Genomic DNA, 20621 nt, shown 5'->3' on the forward strand with positions numbered 1-20621 from the left:
TATTTTAACTATTTAGTCACTAAACTGATATGGAATACATTTCTCAAAATGATATGAAGATGTTGGTATATCGTTTTTGCGTTTCTATCCTAATTCTTACTATCTATTACCGAAATCGGTTTGACATTATGACGGAATTATGACATTATTTATTTCGGAAACGTTTCCTATAAAATTTTAAAATTGTAGTTGTTGATAGCATCTTCAGCGATGATTTGGCGCTGTCCCAACCAAACTCCAAGCATATAGCAACAGAACACATACTTTTATGAACACGCCTGAACAAGCGTTTGAACCTGCTATTTCAACAGTGCACACATTCCAATGACAGTCTTACAGGGAGATGACTTTAATGCAAGCTTTAAGATGGCATGGTGTAAAAGATTTACGTGTAGAACAGATCGAAGAACCCGCATCCCAAAAAGGGAAAGTAAAAATCAAAATCCAATGGTGCGGTATTTGCGGCAGTGACCTGCATGAGTACGCAGCAGGCCCTATCTTTATCCCGCAAGGTGCCAAGCATCCACTTACTCAAGAAGAAGCACCCGTCGTAATGGGTCATGAATTTTCCGGTGAAGTGGTTGAAGTTGGCGAAGGCGTTACCCGCATTCAGGCTGGCGACCGCGTCGTAGTCGAGCCTATTTTTGCATGCGGTGAATGTGCTGCCTGTCGTCAGGGCAAATACAATCTGTGCGAAAAAATGGGCTTCCTCGGTCTTGCTGGCGGCGGTGGCGGTTTCTCCGAATATGTTGTTGCCGATGAGCATATGGTTCACAAAATTCCAGACAGCGTATCATATGAGCAAGGCGCACTGGTTGAGCCTTCCGCAGTTGCACTGTATGCAGTTCGCCAAAGCCAATTCAAAGTCGGCGACCGTGCCGTTGTATTCGGCGCTGGCCCGATCGGTCTGCTCGTGATCGAAGCGCTAAAAGCTTCCGGCGCTGCGGAAATCTACGCAGTCGAATTGTCCGAAGAACGTCGCAAAACAGCAGAATCGCTCGGCGCGATCGGTCTGAACCCGGCGGACGGCGATGTCGTGCAAGAAATCCACCGTCTGACGGAAGGTGGCGCAGATGTTGCGTATGAAGTTACCGGTGTACCTGTTGTACTGACACAAGCGATTGAATCGACCAAACTGAGCGGTCAGATTATGATCGTCAGCATTTTTGAAAAAGAAGCACCGATTCACCCGAACCGTATCGTAATGCAAGAGCGCAATATCGCCGGTATTATCGGATACCGCGACGTATTCCCAGCTGTCATCAGCCTGATGAGCCAAGGCTACTTCGCTCCTGATAAACTCGTTACGAAACGCATTGCACTTGGCGACATTATGGAGCAAGGCTTTGAGGCACTGCTGAAAGAGAAAAATCAGGTGAAAATCCTCGTTTCGCCAAATCTGTAATCCAGTCTGTTATCTGAGAGTCTGACAGAAGATCGAATATTTCATGATCAAGCGTATTGCTTATCATGCATCTGATTATGCATATAGCTCCAAAAAAAAGAAGTCCGCATATAGTGGACTTCTTTTTTTACTCTTTCGCGTTTAGTAACCATTATGAATCAAATAGGGCTGCATTTTATATGAACCGTGACTTGCAGCTAATCGCACTACAGCAAGTACTTTTGAATTATATCCTTATTCCGATTCTGTCTGCGGTTCACTCGACAACGAATGTGCTTCTTGCTCTTTTAGCAAATGCATAAACGCCTCAAAGTGATCGGCAATTTTACGTACATTGCCTTCTAACAGCTGCTGTGCTTCCTCCGGGCTGTTCGCCTCGGCTTCTGCATCTTCGCGTACCATCGCTTCTTCATGTTCAAGCAGCAATACTGCTGGTTCTGCCGGATTGTAGCGATAATCGAGCAAATAATTGTTCCCACTGCTCATACTCCATGCAATCGGAATGATCCGCTGGGGATCGGGATTCACATCGTTTACCATTGCCTGGTTGTTTGCAATAAACTGACCATCCAACGCTGAAAAGTGAATTTCCCAATCTGTCTGTCCGCCTTCCTCTCTAAACTGGTACGCTTGATCGCCGCTTTGACGCACAAACGCCAAATAATCCAAAGGAAAACAGATACGATAATGCTGCTCAATCTCATCGATATGATGTTCGGTTTCATTCACTTCACTGCTGCCAACTGTATTGCTGCTAGTTATGTCTGTCTGCGGTTTCTGCTGTGCCTGTTCATCCTGATATTGCTCTAGCACGAGTTCCCATGCTTCGCGGATCGATATCGGTGATTTGTAGCTATTCTCGCCACCACCCTCTTTCGTCCAGAGCGGCGGATAGTAAGACAATACACGATCTGCACCCAGTTGAGACGATTCACTTTGCCAGCCTTCCCAGCGGAACGTATCGTAAAATTGCTGCAAATCGCCTACGGCTAACCAGTTGATAAACCCGGAATATGCCAGCTCGGTCGATTCCCATTCCAGCGTATCCGGTGCAAAATAATAAATGTGTCCGGTCTGCCCAAAACGTCCGGTATCCAGCGCAAAAAAGCCACCTGCCGCATCATATGCCACGGTTAGCATACCCGGAATCTCCGTAATTACCGGCTGCTCATGCAGTCCATTCCATGAACGCAAGCTACCATAAATCCCCGGCGCACCTGATCCAAGAAGCTTGATCCAGCCATGATCGACCAGCACACCACCCGTTTCATACGCAATGGCTCCTAGATACGAACGGGTGCTAATCTGTAGACGCTCCAATGTCTGTCTGCTTTCTCCGCGATCAATAGGTAAAATCATATATGTATGGCGACCGCCTGTGAACAGTTGCATCAGTTCATCCCAGGCATGATTCTCATGGTCAATCAATTGATCCGCAGATAATGAGTGCATAGGTCTAACCCCTTTATGATTGATTTAATTAGGAACTGATGATGCCATAGGATACGACAAAATGTATAGAGATACTTGTGCTTACAGTATAACAGATGGGTAGAAGCCAGAGCCAATGGAACATAGATCGGCAAACTTGCTTTCATTGCCCGCTTGGAATAGAGAGATTTCTTTTGAATATCCTTTGTTTGAACCGATGAGGTGGAATGCTACAATATAGAAAAGAAAAGTATAAGATTGTATTTCCAAATAGCGAAATGGTGATATGTACATCTTGTAGCAACTACCTATACATACAGAGAGGAATGAATACGATGGAACAGCATTGGACATTGGAGCAAGCGACTGCTGCATTTGTACGTCAGCATCAGGATTATAACGCATTGTATGGATTATTTGCCGGAAATGGCTTCGTCGAAGCAGGGAAGACGCTGGATATTGCAGTGGATGAACGGATTCCGCTGTCGCCGGAGCTGCAATATGTATACTCGCATTATGAGATTATGGACCCGTCAGCAGAAGGTTCGCTCAAGCTAAAAAATGCAGCGGTATTGATCGGCGATGGCATTTTGCTCTGTTTCGCCGCACCAGATTATCTGGATCGGTTGCAGTTGGGACATCGCTGGATTGGTGATGTGAATGCGCCGCAGGAATCGGAGCAATGGGCGCCGCAGCATGTAGTGATTGCTACGTATAACGATGATCCGATTATTGCAGATACGTCAGCAGAAGGCACACCTGTTTATGTATCATTTGAAGGTGGCGATGCAGAACTGGCAGCGAAGTCTCTGGCAGATTTTTTCGCGGCATTGACGTTGATGATTGAAGCCGCAACCATGCTGGGCGGCGAGATTCAGGATGAAGAAACCTATGAGGTCAAAGATATCTATCTCAAGCTAGTAGAGCCAAAGTTGAATGAACTGCTCGGCGAAGAAGCGACGAATCACCTGCTGGTCTACTTGTCGCTGCGCTGGTAACAACAACAGAATCAATACAGAATCTATGCTGGTATATATGTACGTCGATTCTATTGAGGAAAAGAGGGCTTGTTCATGATCTACGTCGCTTTGTTACGTGGTATTAATGTAGGCGGAAACAACAAGATCAACATGAAGCAGTTAAAAATTGCTTTTGAAGATGCTGGTATGACTCAGGTGACAACGTACATCAATTCCGGCAATATTATTTTTGCCAGTGAACAACTGCCTCATACCGAGTTAGCGGTACGATTGGAGCGAGCGATTCAAACGGATTTTGGATTGGAGATTCCAGTAATGGTGCGCAGTCTGCCAGAGATGACTGCTGTGATCGACGCATTGCCAGAGACATGGACGAACGACGACAGTATGAAAAGTGATGTGCTGTTTCTCTGGGACGAGATTGATGATCGTTCGATATTGGAGCAATTGCCCCTCAAACCGGATATGGGCACGGTACATTATAGTTCCGGCGCCGTTCTCGTGTCCGTTCCACGCGAAAACGTAGTGCGCAGCGGCATGAACAAGCTGGTAGGTTCGAGATTGTACCGCTACATGACGGTGCGCAATGTGAATACGACGCGGCAGATTTTCCGTTTGATGCAGGCGGCTGATTAGCAGAAGCTGTAACAGTAATTAGTAGCATCGCAAACATGTCTGATCTTGAACAAAACGAACGGCTCCTAGACCAGCAATGCAATTCAAAAAGCGATACCACTTGCTCAAATGGTATCGCTTTTTAGCAAAGAAAATCTATTATACATACAATCATTCCTTAATCTAGTTCCTCACCCCGAATGCATAGTTCCCATAACGAGTCTGCCACATGCTGCGCATCGCTATAATCCAGATTTCCTGAATCTGCTAACAAAATCGGGTATTCTCCATTCACCAGATCACTACGCATATCAAATAGATAATGCCTGCCGCCGCCATCCATCCCAAACGACAGCGCACCCAACATATAATGCAGTACTTCGTACACCAGATTCATCTCCCGCAATTCGTCCATTCTGAAAAACTGAAACATACGTTCACCTGTCTGATACTCACCACCATTCGCCCATCCCAGCAAATTGAGATAACTGTCTGGTAGTGGCTTTTGCGGAAATGTCCATTGCGCTGTATCGAGCGGTTTATACTGACTGTATAGCGGAGAATGCGTCGGAAATGGATTGCGTTGCTGATCCTTTACCAGCTGTATTTCTTCATCACGCAATGCTATATTCCAATGACGAGCAAAGGTGTGCAATTGCTCATCATCCGCTCCCGGATTAGTAAACAATATTTTATCAAATGCAGAATCCCAGTCCATACGGCTGTCTCCGATCTTTTACATTCTGTGTTCTGTGTTCTGTGTTCTGTGTTCTGTGTTCTGTGTTCTGTGTTGCAATGATGTTCTTTATTCGATTACCATGCAAATTTACTATATCAGTCATCATAAATTATTACATTCCATGCGCTTTTAAAAAACGACAGAGTTCACCGCTGTTCTGGCACTTTGCAGCAATCCTTCGTACAGTTCGCCGGAATATCGTTCATATTCGGCTTCTTTGCCGTGCGCATATGCCATTCCCGGCGTGCTATCATTCCACGATCCCATACCGCCGAACACCCAGCTCTTGTATACGGCATTCAGCAAACGCCATGCTTCGGCGCTGTATACAGGTGGCAATTTAAACGCATATTTGGCAGTCTCTCGACTGCTACCATCCAACAATTGCAATGCAGGGTCAAAAAAGTTTTGTTTCCAAAATGCTTCTCCGATCTGTTCAGCCAGTGTACCTACCTGTTCTAGCACCGTTCGTAATTGCAACGTCACATCCGCAAGTGGCACAAACGCGTGACCAGCTTGCTGACTACCGCTGTACGGATATGCACGATAGGTCACTTGCCAGCTAGAACGAGTCGGATGTCGATCTAGCTTCCATTCCGGTATCCAGATCATATGCCCGCTAGTTGCTAGCGTAGCGATGCCATGCCTTGCACCGCCGCCTGCAAATCCACTGTTTTGCCATGACGAAGTCGAGGGGTTCTCCGCTGTATGAACAAGCATTAGCCGCTGATACTTCTGATTACGAAGCTGCTCCAGCCATGCACTCCAGGTCAGTAGCTGATCTTCACTGCAAAAACGTACGATCAATCTGTCCGTTTGCTCCAATTCCTTGCTGGCAGCATCGTTGGCATTGATCAGGAATCCATTTCCAAGTGCGGTGATGAGCAGCATCTGATGCAGTTCCCCATTCATCCCTTCAACCCCCGATATCCAAAATAATGTGCCACGGTCTGTTGATCATACCCATCCTGCCCCTGCCAAATTGCCATCGACATAAAATAGTTATCATGACCGCGACCGATACGCGGCAGATCTGTCGTTTGCAATATACCGGCATAACCGAGTATTTCCATTACCTTATCACGTTCACCCTTATTGGAAGGCAGAAGATCTTTCCAGCGCTTTTCCAATTTGCGCGCACTTTCTCCTGGCTCACATTGATTCACAGCATCTAGCATTTCCCGAAATAAATCGACATCCTGCTCTGTCGCTTCCACTGGTTGCTCTCGGCTAAACAACTCCAGATCCATCCAGCAATATAATAACCAGTCTAACCGGACACCACCCCATTTAATCCGTTCAAAATTCAGTACATTCAGATCTTCGTTCACCAATTCTTCGCTAGACATTAATCCCTGATGATTGCAATCCCCGCAACTGCTCGTAAGAGGATGTACACTTTTACGTTGTTCATACGTATGCAGCGGCAGATTCACCGTTAATGCCCAGCTGGACAATACACTGCGCAGATGCGTCTTCCGCGTTGATAAACTATGTAAAAAAGCTTCGCTAACTTGTTGCTGTGTGATCTGCTGGTGCAGTTTATGCAATCGCTGGATCAACTCGTCATGTGTGATCGTGATGGGGTCGAACATCATCCCTTGACTGCGCGCATATTCAAAATCCGGTCCGGCAAATACTCGCACGCCTGGCTTCCAGCCAGCGGAGCTCCAAAAGGTTTTCATCAGAATCTGTTTGGCTTTTTTGTCCATGCTATTCCTGCCTTTCTGATCGAGTGGATCATTATGATGCTGTGTTTGCTGCTCGTCTCGCTTCTGTTCATTCAACGATAGTTACTCCCTATACAGTTTACACCATTCCTTTCATCAATGAAAAAAGCCTTCCCGTTCAGCACTGCTTGCCATACGCCGATGCGTAGCAAAAGACAGCAACTGTATAGAAAGGCTTCGTTCATACTTAGTAGCATATAGTCAGGATAAAAATCGCATTCCCAATTCCACCGTGATTACTTCACCGTAATAATAACACGCTGATAATGCTTGAGCGTATGTGTGCCATCATCCTGCACTTCGGCGATCATGTGGATCGTATCACCGGATTTGGCATCCTTCGGCACTTGGAATTTGACGGTAGCGGTATTGCTATTTTTCAGACCGATTGTATTGCGTTTCTCGCCTTCTGCCACCGGACGATGGATGCCGAGCAGCAGATCGCCAGCCATTTGTTTCTCCTCTGCGGCAGGCGCTACACTAGAATCGTTATACGTATCCGCTTCAAAATAACGCCACCATTTGTACGTCAGTTTGTCGCCATCTGGGTCTTTGCCTACGGCATGCAGGGTAATATATTGTCCCGGTTTCGCAGCCAGATTCAGACCTTCTTTGACCGTCAATGTTGGATTATGGTTAGCATCTTTGTAGCTGGTTGCGATTGCCCAGTCTGCACGAGCAGCAAAGTCATTCTGGATATCGTCAAACCAGCGCATCAGCGAATATTCGGCTTCATAGCGGTTGGTGTACACATCGTAATCGAGTACATTGTTGCGATACAGCTTGTCATTCACTTTGCCAAAGCGTCCGCCCCAACCGCCATAGCTTGGGTCTTCATTGCTACGCAAACCGTTGTTGATCAAGTAGAAGAAGGATGGGGAATCCCCTTCAGAAATGAAATCGTACTGATCGTATTGCGGATTGTTTTTCAAATAATCGGCGCTGCCGCGTTGTTCTTCTGCCAGCTCGCCGTCGATCATTTTGCCATCACCCATGAGCGCATACAGCGCCAATAGTGGACCATGATCATGCTGAATGTTATCGTAATTCCACATGCCATGCAGCTTGCTGTTCACCACTTCAGTGTGATATTTCCATGCGTAGGCAAAATGCCAGAAGTTCGACTGATCATTGATAATGCGGATATTCGGCCAGCTCTTGGCGATATAGTCATTGTAGCTGTCATCCTGATCAAGAATGATGTACAGTACAAGTTTGTCGTTGATTTTCTTCTGGATGGCTACCCATTGGTCGGTGCCTTTGTATTGCTCTTCAATCGATTTTAACGCACGGGCTGTCGTATTGGTGCCGCCCCATGTTTGCACATACAGATCGCGTTTATCATTGTCGAGGAACAGCTTTTTGAGGAATTCCGAGCCTTCGGTCACTTTGTCCATCTCACCTTTGTAGGAGATGTTACCGATCTTGGTCACGCTGCGAATATAGTCTGGTGTTGGATAACCGTCCGCTTGTTTGCTCAGGTTCGGATATGCTTTTGCATACGCATCGGTCATGTTGCTCAGCCACTCCGTACCTGTCCAGCGATACGGCTCAATGCCTTTATCTGGATCGCCAGCATAATGATACACCGAGCTGGTCAGCACGATACCTGCCAGATCCATTTCGTTGGAATACAGTAGAAAACGCAGCATCGAGTTCATATCATCCACTTCACCATCGTTTGTAATGACGGTTCTGGCTTTACTTTCCTGCTGCTTGTTCTGCGCGGCGGTGGAAGCTTTGACATTGCTGGCGGTTTTGCTGTCTGCTGCCATTGCCTGTCCACCCATACCGCCAATCAGCAGCACGCACAGATTAACAGATAACAGCGCTTTGATCCATTTGCTTTTTCCCATTTGAATCTACCCCTTTTCCCTGTGATCAATTCCAACCGGATGATGAGCATGTCCCTATGCAAACCGCCTGTTCGCTTCGTCTCTATCCCTGAGACGAAAAAAACCTGGCTACAGCCATATCCCGAACACGGAATATCGCTATAACCAGGTTTTGCCTGCATGACCAGTCACAATCCTGATGAATACGGTATCATAGTTTTTTTACAATGTAAACGCTTAATAAATGTTGAAGAAGGGAAATAAATCTAGTAATGCTTCTATTTTCTAATTTCTATCCTGTTCACTCCATCCTAAACAAGCAGACTTGAGCTATACGAATGATGTCATCCTATGAAGTTCATCCTTTTTATAATAAGCGTTAAGCAAAAATTGACCTGCACTTAACGTGCCGTTAACACTACAGGGCTATGCTGAAATGGATATCTTCTTAACATGCTACTGCATACACATCACGCAGATATAGTTATCATTTCACATCAATTTACGCAATCAAAGGATGGTTAGTCATATGGGAATTCATGCTTACTTTCGCTCGCTGGATGATCTGGAACGGATTATTCGCTGTCCGGGCAAATTCAAATTTGAGCAGCACAGTGTATCCGCTCACTCATGGAAAGTCATTCAATACGCCAAAACGCTTGCCGATATCGAAGAAACACACGGTGTCGTGATCGATTGGAAAAAGCTATACGAAATTACTAGCAGCCATGACTATGGCGAAATTTTTATCGGCGATATCAAAACTCCGGTTAAGCACTCCTCACTAGAACTGCGTTCTCTGCTGCAAAAGGTAGAAGAAGGTATGATTGAGCATTTTATCGATGAGAATATTCCAGAAGACTTCAAAAGCATCTTCCGCCGCCAACTACACGAAGGCAAAGATCATTCCACCGAAGGACTCATTCTCGAGGTTGCTGATAAAATGGATCAGGTGTACGAAGCCTTTTCCGAATTGCAGCGCGGTAATACCGAGAAAGAATTTATTACGATGTATCGCAGTGCGCTGGTGAAAATTAAAAACATTAAGCTGCATTGTGTCGATTATTTTCTCGATAACATCTTGCCAGATATGGTTCACGAAGGCACCTTCTCCACAATCGATATCAAACGCATCACCGAGGAAGCGCTGGCCCAGTAATGGGAACCAGCCTTTTATGATGTAAATCGCGATGAATAATCATGTAAAATAATGTAATTCTCTTCATTTATAAACTGCTTCTGTCGATAGTAAGTATACATGACATATTTAGAGAGCAAGCGGTATACAGAATCGTCGAGCAATTTGTATAGTATTGTTAGAGTTGATCCGTATTCCTATTGCCTCTCATTTCCACAATCGCAGCTTATCCGGTATGCATGTTCCTGCCTACCGATACATACAGAACTAAGTCTGCTACTCGGGAGGTCGCCATGATGCTCAATCGCCGAAAGTCCCCATTCCGCTATGTATTAAAAGAACCCGTTTCCTTTGAAATGCAAATTATGCATATTAACGGGCAGATTGTTGATACCAAACCAGTACAGGCACTATTGCTGGATCTCAGCCGTTCCGGTTGCCGTATCTCATTACCGCTGGAAATTCCTGCTCAAAATAATGACGTGCATGTCCGCATCCGTATGCTACTACACGAAGATCCGCTACTGCTGGAAGGTCGATTACAATGGAACCGCACCGATGGCGGACGATATCATTATGGTATTCATTTGGATATGACCTCCTATAATCGCGACCATTTGCTGCGCGAATTACGACTGCTGGCGAGCAAAAACCTGATTGTCATCACCTGATACCCCCTTCCGCACAACCTACCGATGGTTGCTGCGGAATTTTTGTATTCCTATTTGTAATTTTTCAGTAACCGTACCATAATGGGTACGATACATCATAACGTACGAAGGAGAGAACCATATGACTGACAAAACAAAGAAAGTCGCTATCATCACCGGAGGTGGCAGCGGACTTGGATTATCCACTGCGCTCAAGCTAGCTGACGCAGGTGTGAATATTACGATTGTAGACATCTCCGAAGCGGCTGGTGCTGCGGCTGTGCAGCAATTGGAAGCGAAAGGCGTCAAAGCTCTGTTCGTGCAAGCCGATGTCAGCCAGCCACAAGACGTCAAACACTATGTAGATCAAACGGTCAGTACTTTCGGTACGATTGATATGTTCTTCAACAACGCTGGTATTTCCGGTCCCGGCACTCGTTTTGCCGATAATACGATTGAACAAATCGAACAGGTCGTCGGCATCAATCTGTTGGGCGGATTGTACGGATTAAAATATGTACTGGAAGTAATGCTGCAAAATGGCGGCGGTTCCATCGTCAATACCTCCTCTACTGCCGGTCTGGTCGGTCAAGCAACCGTAGGTTCATATTCCGCTACCAAACATGGCATCATCGGCATCACCAAAACGATTGCTGTGGAATATGCGGCAGAAGGCATCAATGTGAATGCCATTGCGCCCGGTACGACCGAGACGCCAATGGTCAAGCAATACCGTCAGGACAACCCAGAAACATTCCAAGCCGTCGAAGCCGCTATTCCACAACGTCGTCTCGGTCAACCAGAGGAAATCGCTGCACTGGTTGCATTTCTGTTGAGTGATGAAGCGAAGTATATTAATGGGGTAGTGGTACCGATTGATGGTGGATTTACAGCGCAGTAAGGGTGTTAGCAGATGAGTGACAAGCAACTGAACGATCTGCACATCTACCTGATACACCTGATAGTATTTTATTACTAATAGCAGGCAATAGCAGAGGATTCAAACTGCATTGCATGTATCCACAAAAAAGCAGCCTATGGGATATGGAATTCCCATAGGCTGCTTTTTCAACGATTCATACCAATCATGTAAAGACGGATGTATTTATATGGTGAATACAACATACTTATCTAATCCGCACCTGCTGCTTCAACTGCTCATTTTCCCGAAATGCAAGCATAAACCGCGACGGATCATGACGAATCGTATAGGAAAATACCCCTTTACTTGTATGCAGGTAAAACAGTCCCTCACCCGCACCCAATCGGCGGTAAGACATATCAAATACATCCTTTAACGAAAATTCGCGGCGATGCGTGATCAAACGATCCTCGTACAGCACCATCTCGCGCTCATCGGTCAAATAATGTTGTCCCGTACTGTTCAGTTCACGCTCAATTTTGTAATAAGGCTGTACCGCAATCTGCTTCATCCCAATCCCCGCCTCTCGCAAAAATGGAAAAAGGTGCTCCGTACCGGCTATTCACCGGGCATCATCCTGCCGTTCTACCCTTTTTATCGGCATTCCTACAAGAATGTTAAGGTCTTAATTACCCAAAATCGAAGCAATTGGTTCAGCAATCACCATATCCAAATCGATCGCTCTCGCATTGCCGATTCAAGTCGTTTCGCGTGCAATCAGTTCATATTCGAGCCGCTTCGGTTCGATCAACTCACGACCGAGCACTTCCCATAATCGGTAAAAAGCATGCACTGCCTGATCGGCAATCGGGTTGCGAATCGTCGTAATACCTAGTGTTCGTGCCAGCTCACTATCGTCAAAACCGACAATCGCCAGCTGCCTTGGCACATCAATTCCTTGTCGACGTGCTTCCGCCTGCATGCCCATCGCCACATAATCATTGGCACATAACACCGCTTGTGGCATCTCCGGCGCAGCGGCAAGGCGGCGCACCATTTCTTCACCATTGGACACATTAAATACCGAATAATGATACCAATCACGCAGAACCGGCAACCCCTGACTGCTCATAAAATCCTCATACGCTTCGCGCCGACTGCGCGTATTCAGACTGTCAACGCGTCCAAACATATTGGCAATACGCGTATATCCGCGTGACACAAGATGCTCCAACGCCAGTCGATACCCTTCGCCCTGATCCATCGCAATCGATGGAATTTCATCGTTCCCCATTCGCTGCCATGACACGATAGGACCGTATTCGCAGTATGTTTTTAGCATTTTCGGATCGTTCACACAGGTGATGATCACCAATCCGTCCACCCGTTTGCTGCGCAAATCCTCAAATGCACGCAGTTCACTTTCCTTATCGTCACGGGTTGTATAAATAATCGTCTGGAAGCCGTAATCCATCGCAATATCGATAAATCGCTCCAGAAAAGATAATATAATCTCACTCGTACTCGCCATCACCATGCCGATCTGATTCGTTTGTCCGGTGGACAGTGAAACGGCATTGCGATTCGGCACATAATTAAGCTGACGCATAATATCTGTAATTTTCGCTCTAGCTTCATCACTCACATGGGGCGAATGATTGATTACCCGCGAGATGGTCGCACGCGAATAACCGGATAATTTAATAATCTCATCGAACTTGGACATGTCTGTTCTCCTCTTGCACATGAATAACATCGCATGGCTGGTCTGTCTGTACCCTATATCTTTACAGCACTGGATCGGTTGGAAGTGAGTCTTTTTTCATTTCCAATAACTTACATCAAAATCACGCTTGACATGTAACCCGTTCCAACGATTACGCTTGATAGGCAGTGCTGCTAACAGTGTAGCACAAAAAACAGACAGAAATGGAGTGCTGAACATGAGTAACTCTCAAAATAACGTACCGAATTTCCCGGACGGCTTCCTATGGGGCGGCGCGATTGCAGCCAACCAGGCGGAAGGCGCATTTGATCAGTACGGTAAAGGCTGGTCTACACAGGACGTAGCACCCAAAGGTGTGATGGGTCCAATCACCGAAACACCTACCGAAGATAATATGAAACTGGTCGGCATCGACTTTTACCATCGTTACAAAGAAGATGTGAAGCTATTCGCCGAAATGGGCTTCAAAGTGTTCCGTACGTCAATCGCGTGGTCGCGTATTTTCCCAAAAGGCGATGAAACCGAGCCGAACGAAGAAGGTCTGCAATTTTATGACGATCTGTTCGATGAATGTCTGAAATATGGCATCCAACCGCTGGTTACCCTATCTCACTACGAAACACCGCTGCATCTGTCCAAAGAATACGATGGCTGGGTCAACCGCAAACTTGTTGGTTTCTACGAGCGTTATGCCGAAACTGTATTCCGTCGGTACAAAGATAAAGTGAAATACTGGCTGACCTTTAACGAGATCAATTCCATTTTGGAAGCTCCGTTTATGAGCGGCGGTATTTATACTCCGAAGGAAGAGCTGAGCAAGCAAGATCTGTATCAGGCGATTCACCATGAGCTTGTTGCTAGCGCATCCGCAGTCAAATTGTGCCATGAGATCATTCCAGATGCACAAATCGGCTGTATGATTCTCAGCATGCCGACGTATCCACTGACTCCGAACCCGGACGATGTAATCGCAGCGATGGAATCCGAGCACAAAAACTATTTCTTCGGCGATGTTCATGTACGCGGACGTTATCCGGGCTATATGAAACGCTATTTCCGTGAAAAAGGTATTGAGATCAAAATGGAAGCTGGCGACGAAGAAACGCTGCTGCATACCGTTGATTTCGTTTCATTCAGCTACTATGTCAGCATCTGCGAAACTGCCGATCCAGAACAAAAAACCTCGGGACAAGGCAACTTATTCAGCGGCGTTCCTAACCCGTATTTGCAAGCAAGCGAATGGGGCTGGCAGATCGATCCACAAGGTCTGCGTTATGTACTGAATATGTTCTATGATCGCTACCAGAAACCATTGTTTATCGTAGAAAATGGTCTTGGTGCTGTTGATGAACTGATCACCAATGCAGATGGCGAGAAAACAGTTGAAGATGACTATCGTATTCAATATTTGAATGATCATCTACTGCAAGTGGCTGAAGCTGTCGAGGATGGCGTTGACGTGATGGGCTTTACCTCATGGGGCTGTATCGACGTTGTCAGCGCTTCGTCCGCGCAACTAAAAAAACGCTACGGTTACATTTATGTAGACCGCAATGACGATGGTTCTGGTACGCTGGAACGCTATCGCAAAAAATCATTCCACTGGTACAAAGACGTTATTGCTACTAACGGCAAAAGTCTAAAACGTTAATCCAGCAATATCCATCAGCCTTGTACCATATATCTAATGATTCAGTAGCCCTATTGTGATACTGACTTGTATATTGCCAAAACACATACGCACGAACCTTCTGTGAATAGCAACGGATGCAGGTTGAAATGATATATATCTGCATCCACGCATAGCGGAACACCCTAACTCTGCTTGCACTTGCCAACTTACGGTTTATGCGTATGCTGTACGGCACATATACTTCGGTTTCCAGTTCATATAACATATGGATATAACACAAAAGACGACGCTCCTCATATAAACTGACGGGCGTCGTCTTTGCTGTACTCCTCAAGTCATTTGGGGAGCATTATATTTCGTTTGCGTCTCATGTACTTTGATGAGCATCGTTTTTGGTTTGCTCCTCATGTAATTTGATGAGCGTCGTTTTTCGTTTGCTCCTCATGTACTTTGAAGAGTGTCATCTTTAAATTAGGCATAATCTAAGTCATTGTAGTGTGAATCTGGGATCGTATGAATCGGGCTTAGTTTGTAAAAATATGCTGTCCCAGCGTAATTACGGCTGGACGCTTCATACTCCACTCGGATGTAGCGATTCGTGGATTGTAGTAATATAGCGATCCATTCGTTGGATCAACACCACGCAGTGCCTGCTTAGCAGCATTGTATGCTGTCTTACTAGGCGTCAGATAATATTGTCCATCCGCCACTGCTGTGAATTGACCGGGCTGCATAACAACGCCCCAGATGGTGCTTGGGAATTCGCCGGATTGTACACGATTTAATACAACCGCACCTACCGCTACTTGACCTTCAAACGATTCCCCACGCGCTTCACCGTAAATGACATGTGCCAAAATATCCAGTGAATCCTGATCCATTTTGTAACTGCCGCTACGATTAGACGTAGATGTAACTGGTGCGCTTGCTGTTACGATACCAGTGCTTTTCACACCCAATTTGGAAAATGTCGCTGGTCCAGCGACACCGTCCGCACTCAAACCATGAGCACGCTGAAATTGCTTCACTGCATTGGATGTGATGCTTCCGTAATATCCTGTTGTATTTGCATGGAAATATCCTTCTTTGGCGAGCTGACGTTGCAGATCGACTACATTCTGACCGCGCATTCCTTGTTTCAACAGCGAGGCATCAGCAGATTTTGCCATCATGGTTACGCCCATCACGCAGGCGCAGGATACTACAAAAGCGGGTAATTTTCTCATCGTTTGGTACTACCTCCATATTTCAATAATAAAGTTTAGTCATGAATTGATATCGTAAAATGAAAGGCATATGGAATTCCAAGTTAGCAGAACTGGCTTGTACTCAGATCATACCTGCACAAACATTGTGTAAATAATTACAATCCTATTGAAAGTAATACCGGTGCATATCCGGTTTACGTGGTCTACATTTGTATTATTAATATCGGCAAATCTATTCTCTTTTAACACCATTTGCTTGCTGTGTAACATGCTTCGCACGATATATACGTGCTGTTATGTGCCGCTGTATGGCATTCAACTTCCCACAGCCGTGGTTCTGGATTACGTATGACAATTTTGTAACCAGATAAGTATGCAAATGATGTGCGTATACGTAGCAGTATAGCATAGCCATTTTTATGTCTGCGCCCTGCCATAGACCTAACATTTGCTTGCAAATCAAGCATTTTTTAGCAAATTCCACATATTCAGCAATGAAACTGAGACCGTGGTTCCAAATTTAAAGGACTTTTGGTAAGTAACTACTCAGCCCATAAGTTTCATTTTTGTCATTATTCTCAAGCAGTATAGCAGATTTTCGACGAAATGCAAAATTGGCTTACATATTGTCTATGATTCATAGTCTCTGCATAACATGTTCATCTTACACGATACATGTCTGCATGAAGCACAATTAGCTATTCTAACCTGCTCTACATACATTCGAGATTCATTCTTACAACCAACGTAATTTTTACTGTAAATCAAAGGAACAACATAATAACTTTTAGTACAACAACAATAATCAAAACAACGTACGTATCAGAACTTCCAGTTCATACTGCGTTCAAACTTGCGGTACAACTCCTCTGTGCTGATGGGCATATGATTTTGCAACCACCATTGCAGTACACCAAGCGCACTGCCAATATACGCCTCGATTGCAATCTCCATATCCATTGCATCCATCTCGTTCCATCCCTGAATTTGCTCATCTGCATATCGGATCATACCTATCTTCATCTCGCTTCGCAGTATGTTACGCAGCGAATCAGGCTCTTCCAGCAACAATTGAGAAAAAAGTTCATGGTATTGTGTAGCCACCTCGCACACTTTCTGAAAATTGCGAGCCGGGTCCAGCTGTCCTGCTTGATTCAACTCTTCATCAGCAATTTGTCGCAGCATTTGAGTAAGAAGATCAAATTTATCTAGAAAATGAACGTAAAATGTCGTGCGATGAACCATCGCCAGATCACAAATTTGCTTGACCGTGATCGTTTCGAATGACTCTTTTTTGATCAAATCCATCAATGCTTGATATAACAATTTACGTGTTCGTTTGACTCGCAGGTCTTCTTTTTCGGATTTATTCACGACACATTCTCCTTTGTGTATAGTTACTCGTCAAATTTGAAATATTATCGGTTGAAGCAACTTATTATACACCATACTATTTAGCTTACAAACATCATTTAACTATACAGGTGTATAAAAAGGAGCGAACCATTATGACTTTGATGAGTAACGATACACAACTTAACCATACCGAAAAGCAACTGCTACAAAACGCCACTGATCTGATTCCATTTTTACAGAGCTTTGCCCGTCAGATTGATCAAGAACGTCATATTCCAGATGAAGTGATCGAAAAGCTGTCAGCAGCTGGGCTATTCAAATTAGGTACACGCAAAAAATATGGCGGTCACGAAGTAAGCATTCGCGCCATGGTCGAAATCATCTCCGAAGTTGCCAAAGGAAATGGTTCCGTCGGCTGGGTCGTACAGATCATTAATGGCAACAACTACAATGCTACCTTGTCACTGTCTGAGTCTATTCTGGATTCTATCTTCGGTCAACACGAAGAAGTGCGCTTCTGCTCGGTATTACAACCACGCAAAGCTAGTATTCAACAAACCGCTGACGGTTACATGATTGAAGAAGGTTTCTGGGGCTTTGCTTCTGGTTCCAAGCATGCTACCCATGCGCTACTGAACATCAATGATCTGAACAATCGTACCGATCAACAGCAACCCGATATGATTCTGGCAGTTATACCGATGAACCAGATTGAGATTGTGGATGATTGGTATACGATCAGTCTGAAAGGCTCTGCCAGCAATAGTCTGAAGCTTCATGATGTATTTGTACCGAATGAATATATTGCCAATACTACGCTAAGCGGTATCGAGATGTCCCAGCAGCCAACAGATGGCATGAATCGATACAGACCTTATGCTCAAGTCATCACTACCATTACGACAGGAATCAGTGCTATTCTCGGTCTGGCAAGAGCTGCGGTTGATTGTTTTGTTCAAAAAGCTCCAACACGCGGGATTACGATGACTGTTCACCCTTCGCAAGCAGCTGTCGGTCATATTCAATATCATGTCGGATTGGCAGCAATGAAGGTAGAATCGGCGCATCTTCATATCAATCGCACGATCGACAATCTGGAAGATCACGTACAGACTCATCGTCCATTCACCGTACAGGAATTTGCCCAGATTCAAACTGATATCGCGTATGCTTCTAAATTGTGCTGGGAAGCAGTCGATCTGCTAGTAGCCGAAAGCGGCGGTAGCTTTATCGCTGAATCGAATCGACTCTCCGAAATTTTCCGCGATATTCGTGGTGGTGCCAATCATGCACTGACTACAGCATCTACTGGTCTGGAGCTGTATGGGCGAATATTGATGGGACAAGCTCCACAACAGATTATGACTTTGGGTGTAGCTGCACAGCTTCATGAATTGTTGCCCGCCGGAAATCATAATGAGTAAGATAACTATTATATCTGGCAGCCCCAACACGCGTTCACGTTTAAATGGTCTTATCCGCTACGCTCAAATTCATTTGGAGCAGCATCAGTGTGAGGTAGATATCATTCATGTGGCGTCTCTGCCTGCTGAACATCTAGTTCACGCACAATTTGATAGTCCAGCCATTATGGGTGCGCATGAACGTGTTGCCCAAGCAGACGGAATCATCATTGCCAGTCCAGTGTACAAAGCAAGTTGTACAGGCGTGTTGAAAAGCTATCTTGATTTGCTGCCACAAAAAGCATTTCGTGACAAAACAATCGCTATCTATTTTGTTGGAGGATCTTCGGCTGCACAATTATCCATCGATTATGCAATGAAGCCCATATTGTCATCAATGGGTGCAAAGCATTTTGCTGCAAACGTGTTTGCATGTGAACATACAATTGAACGTATGGAAAACGATGCTCAACATCAGCCAATTGGATTTCGGCTTACACCAGAAATTGAAGAACGATTACATTTGTCCCTACGCGATTTATTACATTCCTGCTCATCATTAAAAATTCCATATTAAATATGTCAAAAATACAGCCGAGAATTCTATGATTCTCGGCTGTGTGCTTATTCAAAATCATACTTGTGAGAAACAGAGACCACTCCGTTTTCATGCTACTACCTATAGTTGATTATGTCAGACTGTTTACTTTGGATTCGGCAGTTTGAATATAACGACTGATCTGCTTTTCCCAATCATAAATGTTCTGCCGGGATTTCTGTACGATGGTCATTTGCCGATAAACGACTGTCAGCTGCGCGGCACCTGTAATTGCATCGCCCCTTTTCACTGCTGAACGATAGCCTTTGCGTGCAGACGTACGCAGCTTATGCGCAGCGGATATTACTTTGTTTTCAGCTGTAATTTGCTTTTTTAGAACTTGTACTGGCTCTAGCAGATTGCGTACCGTTTGCTTGCGCGCTGCTGTCTGTTTGCGGGCGGACGATAGTTCGGACTTTTTGGCACTGATCTCGGTTCTGGCGGTCTGCACCTGTGCCTTCATACGATTGCGTTGAGTAGTTAATAATTCAGCTGTTTTGGTATGTTTGACTTTGCGAGCAGCGGTAATCTGTTGTCCCAGCTCCTTGTACTGTTTAAGCAATGGCGCATGCTTCGACTCTAGCTGCTGGACAGCGGTTTGTAATGACTGAATACGACTGATATCAATTGTTTGGATACGTTGTTTGACACTTTTCAGGGATGCATTATTTTGCTTGCGTAGAGCGATAATCTGATCGCTTTGCAGCTCCAATACTTTCTCCAGCGCAGTTACACTATCGTATAACGTATCCATGCCACTTAATGCACTGGACCATTGGTCTGCCGATACCGTTTGCGGAACAGCTGTCCAGACAGTTAATAGCAGAATAATCAATGCTATCATTGCTGCTTGTTTGTATATGATTTTGCTGCTATGTACTCTACTTTCTCGACTGCTACTTGCACATTTGTACTGGTGTCCATCTGGATATGTATGACTGTTGTTCTGACTATTCCTCTGCTTCAACATTGCTGTTCGCTCATAGTTACTGTTTCCACTTGTTTGATTCATCATCCTTGACTCCTTTTATGTATATTGGCATTGCCGTTTCAACTGGACAGACTGCAATCTACTGAAGTTATGCACACAAAAAAGCACCTCCAGAACAGAAATCACTCTGTCCTGCGAGGTGCTTCGCTCGCACAATAATTGAATTGCTTTTACTATAAACGTTCTACTTCCTCTCTGTCAACCAAAAAAGATCATACGTTCGCAATCATACAGTAATTGGATCTCCATACTGTAAAGCCAACTGATAAAGTATAATCTTTTCACCAATTGCACATGAATGCTTTCTGGCAAACATGATAC

At 45.0% G+C, this 20621-nt stretch carries 19 protein-coding genes and 1 pseudogene; 9 read left to right on the forward strand and 11 right to left on the reverse strand.

The features are described 5' to 3' along the window. Window positions 1-352 precede the first annotated feature (352 nt). Window positions 353-1405: a 2,3-butanediol dehydrogenase gene (locus ACE3MZ_RS16985; protein WP_411343320.1), complete on the forward strand. Its 1053-nt coding sequence runs from the start codon at window positions 353-355 to the stop codon at window positions 1403-1405. 234 nt (window positions 1406-1639) lie between these two features. Here ACE3MZ_RS16985 and ACE3MZ_RS16990 read toward each other — a convergent pair whose 3' ends face one another. Both ACE3MZ_RS16990 and ACE3MZ_RS16995 read right to left on the reverse strand, forming a co-directional pair. Beyond that, window positions 1640-2218 (reverse strand): SMI1/KNR4 family protein, encoded by a 579-nt coding sequence (locus ACE3MZ_RS16990; protein WP_411346826.1) that lies wholly within the window; start codon window positions 2216-2218, stop codon window positions 1640-1642. Then, window positions 2207-2857: pseudogene (locus tag ACE3MZ_RS16995) on the reverse strand (DUF2625 family protein); the annotation flags it as partial. The gene ACE3MZ_RS16990 and the pseudogene ACE3MZ_RS16995, both read right to left, overlap by 12 nt. Before the next feature lie 314 nt (window positions 2858-3171). Here ACE3MZ_RS16995 and ACE3MZ_RS17000 point away from each other — a divergent pair. Continuing rightward, window positions 3172-3834, forward strand: coding sequence for a hypothetical protein (locus ACE3MZ_RS17000; RefSeq protein ID WP_411343321.1), 663 nt, complete (start codon window positions 3172-3174; stop codon window positions 3832-3834). A gap of 75 nt (window positions 3835-3909) precedes the next feature. Then, complete coding sequence (locus ACE3MZ_RS17005) at window positions 3910-4452, forward strand: DUF1697 domain-containing protein (protein ID WP_411343322.1); 543 nt, start codon at window positions 3910-3912, stop codon at window positions 4450-4452. A 157-nt stretch (window positions 4453-4609) separates the two neighbouring features. On the opposite strand, the gene ACE3MZ_RS17010 is transcribed toward ACE3MZ_RS17005, so the two are convergent. The 4 genes from ACE3MZ_RS17010 to ACE3MZ_RS17025 all read right to left on the reverse strand — a co-directional run bounded on the left by ACE3MZ_RS17010 (window position 4610) and on the right by ACE3MZ_RS17025 (window position 8756). Beyond that, entirely contained in the window at window positions 4610-5149 is a 540-nt protein-coding gene (locus ACE3MZ_RS17010; RefSeq protein WP_411343323.1) for an SMI1/KNR4 family protein, read from the reverse strand. A 150-nt stretch (window positions 5150-5299) separates the two neighbouring features. Then, window positions 5300-6082, reverse strand: a complete 783-nt coding sequence (locus ACE3MZ_RS17015; protein WP_411343324.1) for a hypothetical protein — start codon at window positions 6080-6082, stop codon at window positions 5300-5302. After that, window positions 6079-6882: a hypothetical protein gene (locus tag ACE3MZ_RS17020; RefSeq protein WP_411346827.1), complete on the reverse strand. Its 804-nt coding sequence runs from the start codon at window positions 6880-6882 to the stop codon at window positions 6079-6081. Before ACE3MZ_RS17020 ends, ACE3MZ_RS17015 begins: the two co-directional genes overlap by 4 nt. 254 nt (window positions 6883-7136) lie before the next feature. After that, complete coding sequence (locus ACE3MZ_RS17025; protein ID WP_411343325.1) at window positions 7137-8756, reverse strand: nucleoside hydrolase-like domain-containing protein; 1620 nt, start codon at window positions 8754-8756, stop codon at window positions 7137-7139. Window positions 8757-9264: 508 nt separating this feature from the next. Here ACE3MZ_RS17025 and ACE3MZ_RS17030 point away from each other — a divergent pair. From ACE3MZ_RS17030 to ACE3MZ_RS17040, 3 genes are all read left to right on the forward strand, one after another. Next, window positions 9265-9894, forward strand: coding sequence for a YfbR-like 5'-deoxynucleotidase (locus ACE3MZ_RS17030; protein WP_411343326.1), 630 nt, complete (start codon window positions 9265-9267; stop codon window positions 9892-9894). 272 nt (window positions 9895-10166) lie between these two features. Further along, window positions 10167-10544, forward strand: coding sequence for a PilZ domain-containing protein (locus ACE3MZ_RS17035; protein ID WP_411343327.1), 378 nt, complete (start codon window positions 10167-10169; stop codon window positions 10542-10544). A gap of 121 nt (window positions 10545-10665) precedes the next feature. Beyond that, window positions 10666-11424 (forward strand): SDR family NAD(P)-dependent oxidoreductase, encoded by a 759-nt coding sequence (locus ACE3MZ_RS17040; RefSeq protein WP_411343328.1) that lies wholly within the window; start codon window positions 10666-10668, stop codon window positions 11422-11424. A 226-nt stretch (window positions 11425-11650) separates the two neighbouring features. Here ACE3MZ_RS17040 and ACE3MZ_RS17045 read toward each other — a convergent pair whose 3' ends face one another. Both ACE3MZ_RS17045 and ACE3MZ_RS17050 read right to left on the reverse strand, forming a co-directional pair. After that, window positions 11651-11956, reverse strand: coding sequence for a hypothetical protein (locus ACE3MZ_RS17045; RefSeq protein WP_411343329.1), 306 nt, complete (start codon window positions 11954-11956; stop codon window positions 11651-11653). A gap of 186 nt (window positions 11957-12142) precedes the next feature. Then, complete coding sequence (locus ACE3MZ_RS17050; RefSeq protein ID WP_411343330.1) at window positions 12143-13111, reverse strand: LacI family DNA-binding transcriptional regulator; 969 nt, start codon at window positions 13109-13111, stop codon at window positions 12143-12145. Between the two features lie 217 nt (window positions 13112-13328). Here ACE3MZ_RS17050 and ACE3MZ_RS17055 point away from each other — a divergent pair, with 217 nt between their 5' ends. Next, window positions 13329-14762 carry a glycoside hydrolase family 1 protein gene (locus ACE3MZ_RS17055; RefSeq protein ID WP_411343331.1) on the forward strand — a complete coding sequence of 478 codons (1434 nt, stop codon included), beginning with the start codon at window positions 13329-13331 and terminating at the stop codon, window positions 14760-14762. A 506-nt stretch (window positions 14763-15268) separates the two neighbouring features. Here ACE3MZ_RS17055 and ACE3MZ_RS17060 read toward each other — a convergent pair. Together ACE3MZ_RS17060 and ACE3MZ_RS17065 are read right to left on the reverse strand one after the other, a co-directional pair. Continuing rightward, a complete protein-coding gene (locus ACE3MZ_RS17060) occupies window positions 15269-15970 on the reverse strand; it encodes a cell wall hydrolase (RefSeq protein ID WP_411343332.1) in 702 nt (233 codons plus the stop codon). 804 nt (window positions 15971-16774) lie between these two features. Then, on the reverse strand, window positions 16775-17326 hold the full coding sequence (locus tag ACE3MZ_RS17065) for a TetR/AcrR family transcriptional regulator (RefSeq protein WP_411343333.1): 552 nt from the start codon (window positions 17324-17326) through the stop codon (window positions 16775-16777). Between the two features lie 134 nt (window positions 17327-17460). Between ACE3MZ_RS17065 and ACE3MZ_RS17070 the strand changes: the two genes are divergently transcribed. Together ACE3MZ_RS17070 and ssuE are read left to right on the forward strand one after the other, a co-directional pair. Further along, a complete protein-coding gene (locus ACE3MZ_RS17070) occupies window positions 17461-18732 on the forward strand; it encodes an acyl-CoA dehydrogenase family protein (RefSeq protein WP_411343334.1) in 1272 nt (423 codons plus the stop codon). After that, entirely contained in the window at window positions 18725-19288 is a 564-nt protein-coding gene (gene ssuE / locus ACE3MZ_RS17075; protein WP_411343335.1) for an NADPH-dependent FMN reductase, read from the forward strand. Before ACE3MZ_RS17070 ends, ssuE begins: the two co-directional genes overlap by 8 nt. 112 nt (window positions 19289-19400) lie before the next feature. Here the strand turns inward: ssuE and ACE3MZ_RS17080 are convergent, their stop codons facing one another. Then, window positions 19401-20324, reverse strand: a complete 924-nt coding sequence (locus ACE3MZ_RS17080) for a hypothetical protein (protein WP_411343336.1) — start codon at window positions 20322-20324, stop codon at window positions 19401-19403. Window positions 20325-20621 lie beyond the last annotated feature (297 nt).

It is taken from the genome of Paenibacillus sp. WLX1005, assembly GCF_046603685.1.
GTDB lineage: Bacteria > Bacillota > Bacilli > Paenibacillales > Paenibacillaceae > Saccharibacillus.